General features: G+C 69.3%; 10 protein-coding genes. 6 read left to right on the plus strand and 4 right to left on the minus strand.

From position 1 onward, the window contains the following. Nucleotides 1-10: 10 nt before the first annotated feature. A complete protein-coding gene (locus E1J50_RS01255; protein ID WP_132249588.1) occupies nt 11-940 on the plus strand; it encodes a ferredoxin reductase domain-containing protein in 930 nt (309 codons plus the stop codon). Nucleotides 941-1,019: 79 nt separating this feature from the next. Beyond that, nucleotides 1,020-1,361 (plus strand): hypothetical protein, encoded by a 342-nt coding sequence (locus tag E1J50_RS01260; protein ID WP_132249590.1) that lies wholly within the window; start codon nt 1,020-1,022, stop codon nt 1,359-1,361. 94 nt (nt 1,362-1,455) lie between these two features. Here the strand turns inward: E1J50_RS01260 and E1J50_RS01265 are convergent, their stop codons facing one another. Continuing rightward, the gene (locus E1J50_RS01265; protein WP_132249592.1) at nt 1,456-3,987 is read right to left on the minus strand and encodes a glycogen/starch/alpha-glucan phosphorylase; all 2,532 of its coding nucleotides are present in this window, start codon (nt 3,985-3,987) and stop codon (nt 1,456-1,458) included. 297 nt (nt 3,988-4,284) lie between these two features. Here E1J50_RS01265 and E1J50_RS01270 point away from each other — a divergent pair, with 297 nt between their 5' ends. From E1J50_RS01270 to E1J50_RS01285, 4 genes are all read left to right on the plus strand, one after another. Then, nucleotides 4,285-5,886: an alpha-amylase family glycosyl hydrolase gene (locus E1J50_RS01270; protein WP_132249594.1), complete on the plus strand. Its 1,602-nt coding sequence runs from the start codon at nt 4,285-4,287 to the stop codon at nt 5,884-5,886. A 188-nt stretch (nt 5,887-6,074) separates the two neighbouring features. Next, on the plus strand, nt 6,075-7,610 hold the full coding sequence (gene glgA / locus E1J50_RS01275) for a glycogen synthase GlgA (protein ID WP_132249596.1): 1,536 nt from the start codon (nt 6,075-6,077) through the stop codon (nt 7,608-7,610). Nucleotides 7,611-7,778: 168 nt separating this feature from the next. Continuing rightward, entirely contained in the window at nt 7,779-7,964 is a 186-nt protein-coding gene (locus tag E1J50_RS01280) for a hypothetical protein (RefSeq protein WP_132249598.1), read from the plus strand. Between the two features lie 437 nt (nt 7,965-8,401). Continuing rightward, a complete protein-coding gene (locus E1J50_RS01285; RefSeq protein ID WP_245516385.1) occupies nt 8,402-10,099 on the plus strand; it encodes a methyl-accepting chemotaxis protein in 1,698 nt (565 codons plus the stop codon). A 154-nt stretch (nt 10,100-10,253) separates the two neighbouring features. Here E1J50_RS01285 and glgB read toward each other — a convergent pair whose 3' ends face one another. The 3 genes from glgB to E1J50_RS01300 all read right to left on the minus strand — a co-directional run bounded on the left by glgB (nt 10,254) and on the right by E1J50_RS01300 (nt 19,364). Continuing rightward, entirely contained in the window at nt 10,254-12,554 is a 2,301-nt protein-coding gene (gene glgB / locus E1J50_RS01290; protein ID WP_132249600.1) for a 1,4-alpha-glucan branching protein GlgB, read from the minus strand. Beyond that, the gene (gene treS / locus E1J50_RS01295; RefSeq protein ID WP_132249602.1) at nt 12,555-15,821 is read right to left on the minus strand and encodes a maltose alpha-D-glucosyltransferase; all 3,267 of its coding nucleotides are present in this window, start codon (nt 15,819-15,821) and stop codon (nt 12,555-12,557) included. Nucleotides 15,822-15,980: 159 nt separating this feature from the next. After that, nucleotides 15,981-19,364, minus strand: coding sequence for a maltotransferase domain-containing protein (locus E1J50_RS01300; RefSeq protein ID WP_132249604.1), 3,384 nt, complete (start codon nt 19,362-19,364; stop codon nt 15,981-15,983). Nucleotides 19,365-19,413: the final 49 nt, after the last annotated feature.

Raw genomic sequence — 19,413 nt, forward strand, 5'->3', positions numbered from 1 at the left:
GGAGACGACCATGAGCGCCCGCTGCTCACTCGTCGTCAACGGCAAGTCCGTGCGTGTCTCCACCGGCGATACGCCTCTGGAGGCCGCGCTCGCCGAGGGTATGATCGCGTCCCCGCAAGGGATGCACGGGGCCGCAGCGCCCGGCCACGCCGCGCCGGCAGCGCGACGGATGCCCGGACGCGGTCACCGGCCCGACATGACGAAGCTGCCGCTGCCCCGGCCGCAGCCCACGATCACGTTGCCGGCCGTGCCGGCCACTGCGCCGGTCAAGCGCACGGGCACGGTCACGGAGATGCGCGCGCTCTCGCCCCGCGTGATCGAGGTGGTGGTCACGGTGACCCGGCGCCTGCCGCTCGAGCCCGGCCATCAGGTCGTCCTCGCGCTCGATGGGCTTGAGCCGCTGACCCTCTCCCCGACCCTGCGCGTGGACGGTTCCGCGGAGCTGAACGAACTCGTCTTCCACCTTCCGCACGATCCCGCCGCACCGGGACCGGCCGCCTCCATCGCGGTCGGCGCCGCCGCCAAGGTGCGGGGCCCTGTCGGGCGCGCTCAGTACCGGCCGGGTGGCGGGCGTCTGATCCTCGTCTCGGACGGGGCGGGCTTCGCACCCGTCTGGGCCGTGGCGCGGGCCGCGCGCTACATCGAGCCCGCCCGCGACATGGCGCTCGTCATCGGCGCCCGCGACCCGCTCGACCTCTACATGCGCCCGTCCATCGACTGGCTGCGCGCAACCGGCATCGGACGGATTACCCTCGTGGCCGACCGGAGCCGCCAGCGACCGCCGGATGTGCGTCCGGGACCCCTCACCGCGCACGTGCCGCCCCTGCGGACCACCGACGTGGTGCATGTGGCCGGATCGGGCTCGACGGTCGGCGCCGTCGAGGTCCTCGCGGCTGCCGCCGGAGCGCGCTGCTATCCGCTCCTCGTCCCCGGGGCATGAGGGCTGGCCGAGGCCTCTCGCGCGATTGACCCTAAGGCCAAGGCGGGGCACCTTTCGGGCCGCGTGGCGGGAGCCCTCCGTGCCGTTCGACCTCTCCGAAGCCAGACGGACCCGTGATCTCGTGAGGGATCTGCACGACCTCACGGAGAAGCTGCGCGCCACCGTGCAGACCTCGCGCGCCATCGCGGCGCGCGCCGAGGCCCGCGGCGAGGCCGGCCGGACTTCCCTGAAGAGCCTGCTCATCTCCGAACCGCACGATCCGGTCGAGGGCGTCATCGACGGCTTGGCCTATGCGTGCGAGCACAGCGCCGCCTACGGCGACCCTGCCGTGGATTCCCTGATCCGAACGGCCCTCTGGCTGATCGGCCGGAAGATCGGCGCGCGCGAGAGTTCCGGAGCCGAGGGGAAGACCCTGCACTGAAAAGCCTGGCCGCCGAGCGATCAGGTGGAAGCGCCGGCGCCCGAGCGGAACGGTTCGCGGGGACGCGAGCGTGTCGCCCCGCCCCCGCGCGGCCTCAGCCGAGCCGGACCCGCCAGATCTCGTCGGCGTATTCCCGCATGGAGCGGTCGGAGGAGAACCAGCCCATCCGGGCGGTGTTGAGGATCGCCCTGCGCCACCATCCGGCCGGGTCGGCCCAGGCCGCGTCGATCTCGCGCTGGGCGCGCCAGTAATCGTCGAAATCGACGGTGAGCAGGTACTGGTCGCGGTGGCGCAGATCGTCGACGAGAGGCCGGAAGCGGTTCGGCTCCTCGGGCGAGAACCGGCCGGAGGCGATCATGTCGAGGGCGGCCGCGAGGCGCGGCGAGGCCCAGATCGCGTCGCGGGCGTAGTTCGGCACCGCCATCCGGGTCTGCACTCCGGCCGCGTCGAGGCCGAAGATGAAGATGTTCTCCGGGCCGACATGCTGACGGATCTCGATGTTGGCGCCGTCGAGCGTGCCGACCGTCAGCGCGCCGTTCAGCGCGAACTTCATGTTGCCGGTGCCCGACGCCTCCATGCCGGCGGTCGAGATCTGCTCGGAGAGGTCGGCGGCCGGGATGATCGCCTCGGCGAGACTCACCGAGTAGTTCGGCATGAACACGACCTTGAGGCGGTCGGCCACCTCGGGATCGTCGTTGACCGCTTTCGCCACGTCGCAGGCGAGCTTGATGATGAGCTTCGCCTGGGTGTAGCTCGGGGCCGCCTTGCCACCGAAGATCTTGACGCGCGGCGTCCAGTCCCGGTGCGGCTCAGCCTTGATCGCCTGGTACAGCGCCACCGTCTCGATGACGTTGAGGAGCTGGCGCTTGTACTCGTGGATGCGCTTCACCTGCACGTCGAAGAGCGCCGACGGATCGATGTCGATCCCGGTGCGGTCGGAAACGATCTGCGCGAGGGCCTCCTTGCGGCCCCGGCGCACCGCCGCGTAGCGCCTGACGAAGCCCGCGTCGCTGGCGAAGCGCTCGAGGTCGCGCAGGGCCTCCGGATCGTCGAGGACGCGCGGGCCGACCGCCTCGACGGCGAGGCGCGTCAGTCCCGGATTGGCGTTGTGGAACCAGCGCCGGAAGGTGATGCCGTTCGTCTTGTTGACGATCTTCTCGGGCTCGAGGGCGTGCAGGTCCCGGAACACCGTGGAGCGCATCAGCTCCGTGTGCAGGGCCGAGACGCCGTTGACGCGCCGCGCGCCGTGGAAGGCGAGATGCCCCATGCGCACGCGCCGGCCGTGGCTCTCGTCGATCAGCGAGACGGAGGCGAGATGGGCCGCATCGTGCCGCCCGTGCTTGCCCTGCTCCTCGAGGTGCATCCAGTTGATCAGGTAGATGATCTGCATGTGGCGCGGCAGCAGCCGCTCCATCAGCTCGACCGGCCAGGTCTCGAGCGCCTCGGGCAGGAGGGTGTGGTTCGTGTAGTGCAGCGTGTTCGAGGTGACGTGCCACGCATCCTCCCAGGACAGGTGGTGATCCTCCAGGAGGAGGCGCATCAGCTCCGGAACGGCGATGGCGGGATGGGTGTCGTTGAGCTGGATCGCGGCGTGATCGTGCAGGCTGCGCACATCGCCGCGCTCCGCCACGTGGCGGCGGATCAGGTCCTGCAGGGATGCGGAGGTGAAGAAATATTCCTGGCGCAGGCGCAGCTCCTGGCCGGCCATCGAGGAATCGCTCGGATAGAGCACCCGCGAGATCGCCTCGGCCCGGGAACGGCTCGAGACCGCGCCGACATGGTCGCCGCCGTTGAACTGGGCGAGATCGACCGGCGCCTCGGCCTCCGCCTTCCAGAGGCGCAGGGTGTTCACGTGCGCTCCGCGCCAGCCGACGACCGGAACGTCGTGGGCGACGGCCCGAACCGTCTCGGCCGGGTGCCACTGCCGGCGGATCACGCCCTCGGACACCGCCGACATGGTGACGTGCCCGCCGAAGCCCACCGTGTAGGTCGCCTCCGGACGCACGAACTCCCAGGGATTGCCTTCGGCGAGCCAGGTCTCCGGCGCCTCGCGCTGCCAGCCGTCCTCCAGCGATTGCCGGAACAGGCCGTGGTCGTAGCGGATGCCATAGCCGATCGCCGGGATGCCGATGCTCGCCATGCTCTCCATGAAGCAGGCGGCGAGGCGCCCCAGGCCGCCATTGCCCAGCGCCGCGTCCGGCTCCGCGCCCTCGACGGTGCCGAGATCGATGCCGAGATCGGCCAGCGCCGCGCGCGTCGTCTCGACGAGGCCGAGATTGTTCATGGCGTCGGACAGCAGGCGTCCGATCAGGAATTCGAGGGAGAGATAATAGACGCGCTTGTTCGGTACCGCCTGGCCCGCGCCCATGCAGGCATCGACGATCCGGTCGCGCAGCGCCAGGGCGGTCGCGGCGAACCAGTCGCGCTCGCGGGCGGTCGTCGGGCTCTTGCCGATCCCGTAGGCGAGCTTGGCGAGGATCGCCTCGCGCAGGTCGGCCACGGCGTCGCCGGAGGTGGCGCGAACGGGGGCGCTCCAGGCCGGGACCGCGTTCGCTTCCGGCGGGCGGGACGCGGCGGGGCTCTTGTCCTCGGCCTTGTCGGTAGCGGTCAGAAGGTCGTTCAACACGGGAAACCCCCAATTCGCGGCTGCTCTTCGAGCATCCAGTCCAGGCCCCGCCCGCTTCTTCCGGCGGCGGTCGACCCGGGATGTGAAACCAGACATCGTGAGTTCGCGCGGCCGCCCTGTCGAGTGCCGAAGCGGCGTCCGCCCGCGGCGACGAGCGGTCCGCCCCGCGCCTGTGACCGCGTGGACACAGATCGGAGCCTGCCTGCAAAACCCGTCATCAATTTGGCGCGCCGGTCTTGAAGAGAAGCTGAATGAGGCAACCTCCGCCGGGCCTGCTTCCTACTGGAGAGACGACGCATGAGCGGCACCGTCTGCAGCCCAACGGTCTGGTGGAGGAGCGGCACCGTCTATCAAGTCTATCCGCGCTCGTTCCAGGACTCGAACGGCGACGGGATCGGCGATCTGCGGGGCATCACGCGCCGGCTCGACTACATCGCCTGGCTCGGCGTCGACGCGGTCTGGATCTCGCCGATCTACCCCTCGCCGATGGCTGATTTCGGCTACGACGTCGCCGATTATTGCGGCATCGATCCAATTTTCGGGACGCTCGACGATTTCGACGAGCTCGTCGCGGAGGCCCATCGGCGCCGCCTCAAGGTGATCCTCGACTTCGTCCCGAACCACAGCTCGATCGCCCATCCCTGGTTCACCGAGGCCCGCGCGTCCCGCAACAATGCCCGGCGCGACTGGTACATCTGGCGCGACCCGGCCCCGGATGGCGGGCCGCCCAACAACTGGCTCAGCAATTTCGGCGGCCCGGCCTGGACCTTGGACGAGGCGACCGGCCAGTACTATTATCACGCCTTCCTGCGCGAGCAGCCGGACCTGAACTGGCGCAACCCCGCCGTGCGGGCGGCGATGCACGACGTGCTGCGTTTCTGGCTGGAGCGCGGCGTCGACGGCTTCCGCGTCGACGTGATCTGGCACCTGATCAAGGACGAGGGGTTCCGCGACAATCCGGAGAACCCGGATTTCCTGCCCCACCAGCCCGAGATCAACCGCTTCGCGCAGGTCTACTCCGCCGACAGGCCGGAGGTTTTCGACGTCATCGCCGAGATGCGGCGCGTCCTCGCGCCCTACGGCGACCGGGTGCTGATCGGCGAGATCTACCTGCCGATGGAGCGGCTCGTGGCCTATTACGGCCCCGACCTCGACTGCGCGGATCTGCCCTTCAACTTCCAGCTGATCCAGACGCCCTGGCGCGCCGACGCGGTCGCCGACCTCGTCGAGAATTACGAGGCGGCACTCCCCCCGGGCGGCTGGCCCAACTGGGTGCTCGGCAACCACGACCAACCCCGCATCGCCGCGCGGATCGGCCTGCCGCAGGCTCGCATCGCGGCGATCCTCCTGCTGACGCTACGGGGCACGCCGACGCTCTATTACGGCGACGAGATCGGCCTCGACCACGTCTCGATCCCGCCGGACCGGGTGCAGGACCCCTGGGAGCGCAACGAGCCCGGGCATGGACGCGACCCCGAGCGCACGCCGATGCAGTGGGACGACGGGCCGTATGCGGGCTTCTCAACCGTGGAACCGTGGCTGCCGCTCTCGGCGGACGCGGTCTCCCGCAACGTCGAGGAGATGCGCGACGCCGCCGACTCGATCCTGACCCTCTACCGCCGGCTCCTCGGCCTGCGCCGCGAGCACGCCTCCCTCTCGGTGGGCAGCTATCGGACGGTGCCCCTCGGCGTCGACGAGGTCTTCGCCTACGAGCGTTTCGAGGACGGCACGACGATCCGCGTGATCCTGAACTTCGGCGAAGCCGCCCACCGCCTGCCGCTGCCTGAGGGCACGGGCTGGACGGTGCTCCTGTCGAGCCGGGCCGGGCAGGCCGGCACGCGGCTCCGCGGCGATCTGGTTCTGGAGCCCTCTGAGGGTGTCCTCCTGCTGCTGTCCTGAGAGCAGGCGTCCTTCTTGCTGCAATGCGATGCCGGTTGCCCTCGCAGCAAGGAAGCGTTAACCGACATCGTGGCCTGACTTGTGCATTGCAGCGGAACGAGTGCGGCACAGGAACGTTGACGATGACGACGTCGGTCGCGGGCAGGGGCGCCCGTCACGAGCTAATCGCTCGCCGTGGGGACGCTTTGATGGCCTATGCCGGTTTCGCGGACGCTCCGAGGTTCGGAGCGCCCGTTCCGCCTGCCGACTTCCGCGCCTCCCTCCCCGACCTCCGGACTTCCCTTCAGCCCCGCATCCTCTACGCGACCCCCGAGATGGCGGATTTCGTGAAGACCGGTGGACTCGGCGAGGTCGCGGGCGCCCTGCCCCGGGCGCTGCGAAACAATTTCGATGTCCGGGTGCTCATCCCTGGCTACCGGCAGGTGGTCGACGCCTTCACCGAGATCCCGGTCGTGGCGCGCCTCGAGGCCCAGGCCGCCGTGCCGCCCTGCGACCTCGGCCTCGTCGAGACGGGCGACGGGCTGCGTATCTACGTACTGCTCAGCCCTGACCTCTACGACCGCGACGGCACGCCCTACGGGAATGGGGCCGGCGACTTCCCCGACAACGATCTGCGCTTCGCCCGACTCAGCCTCGCGGCGGCCGAGATTGCGCTCGGCGCCGACCCCGCCTGGGCGGCGGACCTTCTCCACCTCAACGACTGGCAGGCGGCGCTCGCCCCGGCCTATCTCGCCTGGCGCCAGCTGCGGGTGCCGAGCGTCCTGACGATTCACAACCTCGCCTATCAGGGCCTCTTCCCGCGGGACAACCTCGCCCGCCTCGGCGTGCCCGAGCACGCCTTCCAGATCGACGGCGTCGAGTTCTACGGGCAGCTCTCCTTCCTCAAGGCCGGCATCTACTACGCGTCGCACGTCACCACCGTGAGCGAGACCTACGCCCGTGAGATCATGACCCCGGAATCGGGTTGCGGCCTCGACGGGCTCCTGCGGACCCGCGCCGGCCAGGGCCGGCTCACCGGCATCCTCAACGGCATCGACGAGACCTGGGACCCGCGCACGGACCCGCACCTCGTCACGCGCTTCGAGGCCGACGATTGGAAGGGCAAGCGCGCCAACGCCGAATCGGTGCGGCACCAGTTCGGCCTCGCCGTCTCACGTGGCCCGCTCTTCGCCATCGTCTCGCGCCTCGTGCACCAGAAGGGCATCGACCTCTCGATCCAGGCCGCCGAGACCATCGTGGCCGAGGGCGGGCAGCTCGTCGTGATCGGCCAGGGCGAGAGCCGGTTCGAGGAGGCCCTGCGCGGTCTGGCCCGGCTCCATCCGGATTCGGTCGGCGTCCATGTCGGCTTCGCCGAGACCGATGCGCGCCGCATGTTCGCGGGCAGCGACTTCCTGCTCATGCCTTCCCGCTTCGAGCCCTGCGGCCTCGCGCAGATGTACGCTCAGCGCTTCGGGTCTCTGCCGATCGTGCGCCGCACGGGTGGCCTCGCCGACACGGTCGAGGACGGGGTGACGGGCTTCACCTTCGCCGATTCGTCGCCGAAGGGCTTCCTCGGCGCCGTCCGCCGGGCCCTCGACACCTTCGGCGAGAAGAAGCGCCTGAACGCGATGCGGCGCAACGCGATGGCGAAGACCTTCGGCTGGGACGAGGCCGCCACGAGCTACACGTCGCTCTACACGCGGGCCTTCGGCAACAACGCGGCCGTGCGCTGGCGCGCGGCCTAGATCGCGATCCGCGATCCTCCGATCGCCCTGAGGAATTCGCTCCTTCGTTCACCCGAACGTTTCTTGTCCGCTCCCGCGTCGCCGGTTCTCGGCGCCGGAGCGAGCAGTTGCGCGTCCGCTCCCGGCCTTGCCGCGGTTCCCGCCCAGGCGGAGCGCGACATTCCCGTCATGCGGTTTCCCATCCTCCGGCCGGTGCTCGACTTCTCGCGGCGCTCGCAAGAGACCTCTGCCCTCTGCGCCGAGGCGGACGCCCTGATCGACGAGGCCCCGCAAAACGTCACGGCGATCGTCCGAGAGAAGCGGGTCGGCCACGACACATTCTGGGACGGCAACAAGGCTCCTGACGCCCGATAGGGTGGAACGCCTGCGCAGCGGGCTTCGCGCCGCCGGGACGAGCCCTGAACGATTGGCGGACCTACGGCTTCGACGAGATCGCCGACGCGGCGCTCGCGGCGGAACTCCTCACCCTCCTCCGCGACGTCTGGGGATACTCCGGAGCGACGAGGCTCACGGTTCGCAGGGAGCAGGCGCATCGGCTCGGGAGAGCCTGGGAGCGGCCCGGCCATCGTCCCTCCAGTACGGAAGAAGGCGGACCAATCCGAGGGGCCATCCGGCGGTCTCTCCGCCGGCCCCGTATCATAAGCGTTTGTTGACGGGTATATTGTCTTATTCCTCACAATCTTGGGGGTAATGCCGTGGGTAAGCTGGTCAGATCATTTTCTGCACTGTGCGTTGTCAGTATAATCGCGGGCGCAACTCTGGCGGGAGCTATCTACCAGAATGAGGCGGCCGTGGCGCGCGTGGTGCGGGCTCACGAGACCCGGCTCCAATCGCTCCTTCTCGCCGACGAGATCCGCCAGAGTTCCGACGACCTGACGCGCCTCGGCCGGACCTACGTGGTCACGGGCGATCCCGTCTGGAAGCAGCATTATGAGGATGTGCTGGCCATCCGCGCGGGGCGGCGCCCGCGGCCCACGGATTATCACCGCATCTACTGGGACCTCGTGGCCGGCGGCGAGGCGAGGCCACGCCCGGACGGCGAGGCGGTCGCCATCGGCACCCTGATGGACCGGCTGGGCTTCACCGCCGAGGAGACGAGCAAGCTGGCGGAGGCCGTGCGCAACTCGGACGGCCTCGTCAGACTTGAGGTCGAGGCCATGAACCTCGTCGAGGGCAAGGATGCCCAGGGCGCTCCCCTCGCGCAGTTGGACCGCGAGGCGGCACGGACGCGCGCGGCGGCTCTCGTTCATTCGGGAGAGTACCATCGCTTCAAGGCCGCGATCATGCGGCCGTTGGACGAGTTCTACGTGCTCCTCCAGGTCCGTACGACGGAGACCGTCTCGCGCTACGAGGCGGATGCGGCCTTGTGGTCCCGGGTGGTGCTCGGGGCACTCGCCTTCACGATCGCGTCCGTGTTGGCGCTGGGCTTCTTCGCCTACCGGGCCCTTGTGGGCGGCTACGCGGCCGTGGGAGCGGCGATGGCCACGGTCGCAGAGGGCGATTACCAGCACGCGGTTCCGGGGCGTGAGCGCTCCGACGAGGTCGGCGACATGGCCCGGCGCCTGGAAGCGCTCCAGCAGGGATTGATCCGAGCCGAGGAGGAGCGGCGCCTGCGCGAGGGGGTCGAGCAGGCGCGTGCGCGGCGTGCCGGCACCGCCGCGATGGCGGACGCCTTCGAGGCGACGATCGGCACGATCGTCGGGCGGCTCGCGGCCTCCGCCGACGAACTCCAATCGACGGCCCGGAGCATGAGCGAGACGGCCGCCGAGACGACCGGCCGGTCCGCTGACGTCGCTTCGGCAGCCTCGGCGGCATCCGCCCACGTGGAGAGCGTGGCCTCGGCGGCCGAAGAGCTCGGCGCCTCCGTCGATGAGATCGCGCGACTGGTGGAGGGATCGGCCACTCTCGCGAGAGCGGCCGTGTCGGAGGCGGGCCGCACCGCGGCTCTGATCGGCGATCTCAGCAACTCGGCCACGCAGGTCGGCGACGTGGTGGCGATGATCTCGGCCATCGCCGGGCAGACCAACCTTCTGGCGCTCAACGCGACGATCGAGGCGGCGCGGGCCGGTGAGGCGGGCCGCGGCTTCGCCGTCGTCGCCGCCGAGGTCAAGGAACTCGCGAGCCAGACGGCGCGGGCCACCGACGAGATCTCGCGTCAGATCGGCGGTATCCAAGACGCGACCCGTCAGGCCGTGGCCGCAATCGGCGGCATCGGCGCCCGAATCGAGGAGATAAGCACGGTGGCGACGACGATCGCCTCGGCGGTCGAGGAGCAGGGTGCGGCGACCCGGGAGATCGTGCGCAGCGTCGAGCAGGCCGCCTCGGGCACGGGCGGGGTGACGCGGAATATCGCGGGCGTCGCCGATGCGGCCGGCGAGACCGGAGCGGCGGCGGCGCAGGTGCTGGGTTCGGCCTCCGGCCTGTCGCGCCAAGCCGAGCATCTCGGCACTGAGGTGGCGCGCTTCCTGGCCGAAGTGCGCGCGGCCTGAACGCTGACCGCTCCTCGACCAGTTGAAGGCCGACGCCTGCCGGCACTGCCGCATCCCCGCGCCCTGAGGCGTCGTGACGAGGAGCATCAGCCCGGCGCGGGTCGGCCCTCGGGTGGCCGAGGATCGCCTCCGAGGTCCCGAACCCCCGCCGAGTTCAGGCCTCCAGCACGAAGATCATCGTCCCGAGCGGAGGCAGCGTCAGGCAGAGGGACTGTGCCTGACCGTGGCTCTCGCTGCCGTCGGCGTGGAGGCCGCCCATGTTGCCGACGTTCGAGCCGCCATATCCCGCGGCGTCGGAGTTGAACGCCTCCCGGTAGAAGCCGGGCGCTGGCACGCCGATGCGGTAGCCCTCGCGCGGCACGGGGGTGAAGTTCGAGACGACGATCGCGATCTCGTTCGGCTGCTTGCCCTTGCGCGCCCAGGCGATGACGCTGTTGTCCTGGTCGTCTGCCACCAGCCACTGGAAGCCGCTTGCCTCGACGTCGCGGCTGTAGAGGGCCGGAGTCGATACGTAGAGGTGGTTGAGGTCGCGGATCACGTCCTTGACGCCCCTGTGCAGGGGATCGTCGAGCAGGTGCCAGTCGAGCGACTGGTTGTGGTTCCACTCCCGCTCCTGGCCGAACTCGCCGCCCATGAAGAGCAGCTTCTTGCCCGGGTGTCCCCACATGAAGCCGTAATAGGCCCGGAGGTTCGCGAATTTCTGCCAGCGGTCACCCGGCATCTTGCCGAGCATCGAACCCTTCCCGTGCACCACCTCGTCGTGGGAGAGCGGCAGGATGAAGTTCTCGGAGAAGGCGTAGAGCAGGCCGAAGGTGAGGTCGTGGTGGTGATAGCGCCGATGGACCGGCTCTTTCGAGATGAACTGCAGGGTGTCGTGCATCCACCCCATGTTCCACTTGAAGCCGAACCCGAGACCGCCCGTGTAGGTCGGGTGCGAGACGCCGGGCCAGGAGGTGGATTCCTCGGCCACCGTCAGGGTGCCTGGCGCGTGGCTGTAGGTCGCCTCGTTGGTCTTGCGCAGGAAGTGGATGGCGTCGAGGTTCTCGTTGCCGCCGTACTGGTTCGGGATCCACTCGCCCGCGCGCCGCGAGTAGTCGAGGTAGAGCATCGAGGCGACGGCATCCACGCGCAAACCGTCGAGGTGGTAATGCTCCAGCCAGAAGCGGGCGTTGGCGGCGAGGAAGGTCGAGACCTCCGTGCGGCCGAAATTGTAGATGTAGGTGCCCCAATCCTGGTGGAAGCCCTGGCGCGGGTCGGCGTGCTCGTAGAGGTGCGTGCCGTCGAACTGGCCGAGCCCGTGCGCGTCCAGCGGGAAGTGGCCCGGCACCCAGTCGAGCATGACGCCGATGCCGGCCTCGTGCGCCGCGTTCACGAAGTGCACGAAATCCTCCGGTGAGCCGAACCGGCTCGTCGGGGCGAAGAGCGAGACGGGCTGGTAGCCCCACGACCCGTCGAACGGGTGCTCGGTGATCGGCAGAAGCTCGATATGGGTGAAGCCCATCTCCTTGACGTAGGGGATGAGACGGGCGGCGAGCTCCTTGTAGGTCAGGTAGCGGTTGCCCTCGTCTGGCACCCGGGCCCACGAGCCGAGATGGACCTCGTAGATCGAGATCGCCGCGTGACGCGGGTCCTTCCGGCCGCGGCTCTCCATCCACGCCGCGTCCCGCCAGTCCGGTTCGCCCAGGCCGTGCAGCACGGAGGCCGTCTCCGGCGGCTGCTGGGCCGCGAAGGCGACGGGATCGGCCTTGAGCGGCAGCAGGGCGCCGTCCGGTCCGCGCACCTCGTACTTGTAGGTCGCGCCGGCCTTCAGGCCCGGGACGAACAATTCCCAGATCCCGCCGTCGCGCCACAGGCGCATCGGGTGGCGGCGGCCGTCCCAGTCGTTGAACTCGCCGACGACGCTGACGCGCTTGGCGTTCGGAGCCCAGACCGCGAAGCGGAACCCGTCGATGCCGTCGAGCTTTCCGGCCTGCGCGCCGAGAATCCGGTAGACGACGTTGGTGCCGACCTCGCGGAGCGCGTTGACGTCGTGCTGCTCCAGAGAGGAGCCGAAGCTGTAGGGATCGTGTCGGCGCCGCTTCTGCCCGTCCCAGAGCTCGACCTCGATCTCATAGAGGGGACGGCCCTCGCTCGGGACCTTGGCCACGAAGAACCCGTCGGGATGGCGGCGCTCGAACGGAATGCGCGCGTCGCCGACGACGAGCGTCGCGCCCTTCGCCTCGGGCAGCACGGCGCGCACCTCCCAGGCCTTCGGCCCGATCTGGTGAGGACCGAGCACGGCGAAGGCGTCGCCGTGGTTCGCCGCCATGACGGCGGCGACGGCGTCCTTGTGGACCGTCTTCGCCTCATCGGTCGTCGTCGCGGATTTCGGGGCGGTGGGCGGGACCTCGGTGGCACGAGCCGCGCCCGATGCTGGAGCGGCCTTGGTCGCGAAGGTCTCGTCGATGCCCGTCATTCACATGCCTCTCTTGGCTTCGTCCAGAATGTTGAGAACCCCACGGGCCGGGATTTCGATCCAGTCCGGCCGGTTGTTCGCCTCGTAGTCGACCTCGTAGAGCGCCTTGGTGAGGACGCAGAGCTTGAGCAGCCGCGCGTGGGTCTCCGGATCGGTCACGGCGGCCCGGCTCGTGCGCACGGCGGTCTCATAGCCGTCCAGGAAGGCTGCATCGATCATGCCGCGCCACGCGATCGAGGCGTTTCGGGCGCGCTCCTCCGAATCGGCGAAGCGGCTCGCGATCTCGCGGGTGACGGTCTCCGCGCCGTAGGCGAAGGAGCGCAGCATGCCGGCCACGTCCCGCAGGGGCGTCGACTTGGCGCGGCGCTCGTCCGCCGGGCGGGAGGGCTCGCCCTCGAAATCCACGATGACGAGGTCGCCCTCGGATGCCAACACTTGGCCCAGGTGATAGTCGCCGTGGATGCGCGTCTTCCAGGCGCCTCGCGGCGGCTCGGCCGTGAGACGTTCGATCAACCCCTCGACCTCGCCCCGGCGGGCAGCCAGAGCCGCGCTCGCGGGCCGGCCGGCATCGAGGCCGCGATCGGCCATCGCGGACAGCCCGCGGAAGGCCCGCTCCGCCTGATGGCGGGCGTCGCGCCCGAGCACGTCGAGATCCTCGCTCGTGAAGGGCTCCGCCGCGAAGGCCGGGTCGTCGGTCTCCAGGGCGAAGGCGTTGTGCATCTCCGCCGTGCGGCGGCCGAGGAGGTCGGCCCAACGCAGGTGGGCGTTGAAGGCCTCGTCCGGCGTCGGCGCCTCGCTCTCGGGAGCGAGGACCACCGTGTCGAAGTCGCGGCGCAATCCCTCGAGCATCAGGGTCCACGCATCACCCTGGTTGAGCACGTAGCGCTGCAGGAGAGCGAGCGCCGTGCGGGTCCCGTCCGCCGCGACGTGTTCCAGTGTGCCGAGCAGGGCGGGCGTGTTGGCGAAATGCGCCTTCTCGGTGAGGAAGCGCCCGACCTCGATCTCTGGATGCGTGCCGGGCTGGAGCCGCCGCAGCAACTTCAGCATCATCTTGGCGCCGATGGCGATCGACGTGTTGCTCTGCTCCGCCGAGAGGCGGCGCACCTCGCCTTCCTCGAAGGGCATCTCGGGATCGAAGGCGGAGGTCGCCGTGAAGACGAGGGTGCCCGTCTCCGTCGGGATCTCGCGGCCGGCGCGCATGCTCTCGACGAGGCTGATCGCGAAGGCGGGCGAGGCGGCCGCGCCGTAGAGGAGGCCGAGGCGGGGACCGCGGCGGACGCGGGCGACCGCGTGCGGCATCAATCCCTCGTCCTCGCGGCCCTCGTCCACGCCGACGGGGACGAAATATTCCTGCCGCTCGCCATTCGCGAGTTGCACCGCGACCCGCGGCAGCAGGAACCTGGCCTCACCCGAACCGTCCTTCAGGGCGGCGGTATCCGTCACCTGAACGGCCTTGATGCGCGAGCCCTTGGCGCCGAACCAGCGGCGGCTCGCCAGGAAGGGCGGCACGACCGTGCGCTCGAAGGCCGTGCGCTCGCGCCCCGCCATCAGGGTCTCGATCCCGCCGGTGAGCACGAGGGTGAACAGTTCCGGCGCCTCGGGCTGGGGTCCGACCGCGCCGGTATTCGCGGCGCTCAACGTGAACCAGTAGAAGCCGTAGGAGGGCAGCGTGAGCAGGTAGGGCAGCTCGCCGATCGGCGGGAACTCGGTGCCGCCCGTCAACTCGATCGGCACGGCGCTGCGCAGCTCGGAGAGGTCGAGCTGAACGGCCTGGGGCGCGCGCGAGAGGTTTGCCACGCACAGCACCCGCTCGCCCTCGAACTCGCGGATCCAGGCCAGCACCTTGCGGTTCGACGGGTAGAGGAACTGCATCGTGCCGCGGCCGAGCGCGACGCTGTTGTTGCGGATCGCGATCATGCGCCGCGTCCAGTTGAGCAGGCTTGTCTGCGCCTGGGTCTGCGCCTCGACGTTGATCGCGTCGAAGCCGTAGATCGGGTCCTGGATCGCAGGAAGGAACAGCTTCTGCGGGTTTGCCCGTGAGAACCCGCCGTTCCGGTCCGGCCCCCATTGCATCGGCGTGCGCACGCCGTCGCGGTCGCCGAGATAGATGTTGTCGCCCATGCCGATCTCGTCGCCGTAATAGAGCACGGGCGTGCCCGGCATCGACAGGACGAGGGACTTCATCAGCTCGATCTTGCGGCGGTCGTTCTCGAGCAGCGGCGCGAGGCGGCGACGGATGCCGAGATTGATGCGGGCGCGGCGCTCGGCGGCGTAGAACGACCAGAGGTAGTCGCGCTCTTCCGCCGTGACCATCTCGAGGGTCAGCTCGTCGTGGTTGCGCAGGAAGATCGCCCACTGGCAGCCCTCCGGGATCTCCGGGGTCTGGCGCATGATGTCGGTGATCGGGTGCCGGTCCTCGCGGGCGATCGCCATGTACATGCGCGGCATCAGCGGGAAGTGGAATGCCATGTGGCACTCGTCACCGTCGCCGAAATACTGCGCCGTCTCTTCCGGCCATTGGTTGGCTTCGGCCAGCAGCATCCGGTCCGGATAGCTCGCGTCGAGCGCTGCGCGGATCTTCTTGATGACGGTGTGCGTCTCGGCGAGGTTCTCGCAATTCGTGCCGTCGCGCTCGATCAGGTAGGGGATCGCGTCGAGGCGAAGCCCGTCGACGCCCATGTCGAGCCAGTAGCGCATCACCTCAATGACGGCGTCCAGCACCTTCGGGTTGTCGAAGTTGAGGTCCGGCTGGTGCGAGTAGAAGCGGTGCCAGAAGTACTGCTTGGCGACCGGGTCCCAGGTCCAGTTCGAGGCTTCCGTGTCGAGGAAGATGATCCGCGTGTCGGCGTAGGGCTCGTCCGTGTCCGACCAGACGTAGAAGTCGCGCTCCGGCGAGCCGGGAGGCGCCTCGCGGGCACGCTGGAACCAGGGATGCTGGTCCGAGGTGTGGTTGATCACGAGCTCCGTGATGACGCGAAGGCCGCGCTCGTGCGCCGCCTCCACGAAGCGCCGGAACGCGTCCATGTCGCCGTAGGAGGCGTTGATGTCCCGGTAATCCGCGATGTCGTAGCCGTCGTCGCGCAGCGGCGAGGGATAGAACGGCATCAGCCAGATCGCGGTGACGCCGAGATCGCGCACGTAGTCGAGCTTCTGGGTGAGCCCCTCGAAGTCGCCGATCCCGTCATTGTTCGAGTCGAAGAACGACTTGACGTGGATCTGGTAGATGATGGCGTCACGGTACCACTGCGGATCGCTGCGATCGATCATCGCGTCGCTGCCTCATGAAACGGAACTTTGGATGTTCGCTGGCTGCCGCACGACGGGGTCGGTCGGTCCGTGAACGTTCGGTGGGGTTTCCACCCCATCATCTTGGCGACAGCGCGACGACGGGCGCCGCGCGGCTGCGATCTCGTGACACCGACGCCCTCAGTCCGCAACCCGCCGCGGCAGGCTGAGTCGCCAGACGATGCAGGACCGCTCGGCGGGATCGAGGGCGATGCGGTGCGACTTGCCGTAGAGTTCGAACCGGTAGCTCTGCAGCAGGTCCTCCACCGCCACGGCCCCGTGATCGCCCTGCCCGAACAGCCAGAGCGGCACCTCATAGGTGCATTCCTGGCGGTTCTTCGGGTCGAGGTTGACCATCACGAAGATGCAATTGTCCCCTTCCGGCGACATCTTCGCGTAGGCGATGATCTGATCGTTGAAGGCGCCCGTGAAGACGACGTTCCGGAAGTCCCAGAGGGCCGGGTTCTCGCGGCGGATGCGGTTGAGCTTGACGATGTGCTCGCGGATGTTTCCGGGCCGGTCGTAGTCCCAGGCTTTCAGCTCGTACTTCTCGGAGTTGAGGTATTCCTCCTTGCCCGGATAGGGCGCGGCCTCGCACAACTCGAAGCCGTTGTAGATGCCGTAGACGGAGGAGAGCGTTGCGGCCAGCGTCGCCCGCACGATGAAGCCCGGCCGGCCGCTGGTCTGGAGGTAGTAGGGGTTGATGTCCGGCGTGTTGGCGAAGAAGTTCGGCCGGTAATACTCGCCCATCTCGCCCGCGAGCTCGAGGGCGTAGTCGGTCAGCTCCTGCTTCGTGTTGCGCCACGTGAAGTATGTGTAACTCTGCTGGTAGCCGGCCTTGGCGAGCTTCTTCATCATCTTCGGCCGGGTGAAGGCCTCGGCGAGGAAGATCACGTCGGGATAGCGCCCGTTCACCTCGCCGATCATCCATTCCCAGAACGGGATCGGCTTGGTGTGCGGGTTGTCGACGCGGAAGATGCGCACCCCCCGCGCGGCCCATCCCATCACGATGTCGCGAAGCTCGATCCAGAGGGAGGGCAGCGCGCCGCCGTAGAAATGGACGTTCGAGATGTCCTCGTACTTCTTCGGCGGGTTCTCGGCGAACTTGAGCGTCCCGTCCGGGCGCCACTCGAACCATTCCGGGTGGTCCCTGATCCAGGGATGGTCGGGCGAGCACTGGATCGCGAAGTCGAGGGCGATTTCCATGCCGTAAGCGTGGCTGGCCGCCACGAGGCGCTCGAAATCGGCGAAGGTACCGAGATCGGGGTGCACGGCCTCGTGGCCGCCCTCCTCCGAGCCCACCGCGTAGACGGAGCCGACATCGCCCGGCTCTGCCTTGAGCGTGTTGTTCTTGCCCTTGCGGTTGGTGCGACCGACCGGGTGGATTGGCGTGAAATAGAGCACGTCGAAGCCGAGCTCACGGATCTCCGGCAGCCGCCGGATCACGTCGTCGAACGTGCCGTGGCGGTTCGGATCGCCCGATTGCGAGCGGGGGAAGATCTCGTACCAGGCCGAGAACCGGGCCGCGAGCCGATCCGCGATGACCGGAATCGTCACGGGGTAGCGCGAGGCGTTGACCCGCTCGGCATTGCGGCGGATGAGCTTCGTGGTCTCGGGCTCCAGGATCAGCCGGAGTTGCGCGGCCGAGCCCGTCTCCTCGGCGCCGAGCGCCGAGACAACGGCGGCGAGGCGCTCCCGGTCGCGGCCCGTGGCGAGGCTCGCGGCGGCCTCGACGATGGCGATGCCCTCGATCGTCTCCAGCGTCACATCGATGCCGGCATCCCGCTTCTTCAGCGTGTCGCGGACCCAGGACGAGAAGCCGTCCCGCCACGCCTCGATGGTGAATTCGTAGCGGCCATTCTGCTCCAGGGGGAAATGGCCGCCCCAGCGGTCGTTGTCGATGAACACCATCGGGTCGCGGCGCCACGCGCTCTCGCCGACGGGGCGCGAGAGGATCGCGGCGTTGATGATCTCGTGCCCATCGGAGAAGATGTCCGCCTCGACCTGCAGGGTCTCGCCGACGATCCGCTTCACGGGGGAGCGGCCGCCGTCGATCTCGGGGCTCACGGCCTCGATCACGACACGGCCTTCGCCCCGCGGGGTGCCGCGGCTCGGCAATTCTGTGACGACGGCCCGGTCGGCGGCGAGGATGCGGAACTCGCCCGGCACGAGGTCGATGGCGGAGCCCGGATGGAAGGCGATCGGTTCGGCCTGCGGCGTCCGGTCGACGAAGGTGCCGAGCTGACCGCCGGTTCGGGCGATCAGCGCGCCGGCATCGACCGGGACCGGGCGCGAGCCGGGGTTGAACAGGACGAGGATCGCGTGGCGCGCCGAGGCCGGATGCCCCGTGTCGAAGCGCGCCAGGGCCAGGAACCCCGCATCCGGCGCCGAGATCCGGGCCTGGGCGCCCTCGACATTGGCGGCGGGCAGCTCCGCCCGCAGGGCATTGATCGCGGCGATTCCGACTGAGATGTCGAGGCCGCTCTCGGTCTCGCGGTCGCCCGGGTTCGTGTCGACCACGTGCAGCGCCCGCCGGTAGCCCCACTCGTACCCGATCGGCATCAGCACGCCGGCGGAGAAGAAGGCGGCCAGCGCATAGCGGTTGAGGAGGCCCTTCGCGACGGCGTCCGGCTCGCCCGGCAGCTCGGCGGCGAGCCGGGCCATGTCGTGGTTCTCGGGGAAGGCGATCGAGGGCGCGATGGTGCGCAGCCGCTCGTACTGCTCGAGAGCCCAGGGTGCCCGCAGGTCCCACCACGCGAAGGAATTGAACAGGTAGTCGAAGCCCGCGCCCGCCGTCGCCCTCGCCTCCTCGAAGGTGCATCCGAGCGTCTCGGCCGCGAACAGGCAGGCGCGGTCGCGCGCCTTCGCCCCGCCGATCAGCCCGCGCCAGACGTCGGGCGGCACCTTGTAGGCGGCGTCGCAGCGGAAGCCCGCGACCCCGAGCCCCTGCAGGCGCGCGACGTATTCGTCCCAGATCCGGGTCAACTCGCGGCGTGCCTGCTCGGAATGATAGTCAAGCTCGGCCAGATCCCCCCAGATTGTGCGCTTCGTCGGGTCGTCGGGATCGACCGCGTAGGGACTGGCGGGCTGGCCGGTCTCGTCCTTCACGAAGAAGTCCGGCCGCTCGCGGGCGAGGCGCCCGTCATTGGCCGTGTGGTTGACGACGAGGTCTGTCATCACCCGCAGGCCCTCCGCGCGGGCGGCCGCGCAGAAGCGGCGGATCTGCTCGTCGTCGGGCGTCCCGTCGAGGTCACGCAGGCGCTCGTCGAGGGCGTCCGTATCGGCCACCGCGTAGAGGCTGCGCGAGCCGCCGGTCTGATGGAACGGATTGAGGTAGATCCAGTCGAAGCCGAGACGGGCGATCCGCGGCAACTCGCGGGTCCAATCCGAGACCCGGCCCACGAGGAGCGGGAACAGGTTGTAGATCCGCGGGCCCTCCGCGCGCGGCGCGAGGCCCGCCGGCAGCGCGACGGCCTTCGCGCCGGTCGCCTTGTGGGTCCCCGTGGCTGTGGTCGGTGCGTTCATGCTGCCCTCGGCGTGTCTCTCATGATGTCGTTCGGCGCGAGCCGGCCTG

It is taken from the genome of Methylobacterium segetis (genome assembly GCF_004348265.1).
In the GTDB taxonomy this organism is placed as follows: Bacteria; Pseudomonadota; Alphaproteobacteria; order Rhizobiales; family Beijerinckiaceae; genus Methylobacterium; species Methylobacterium segetis.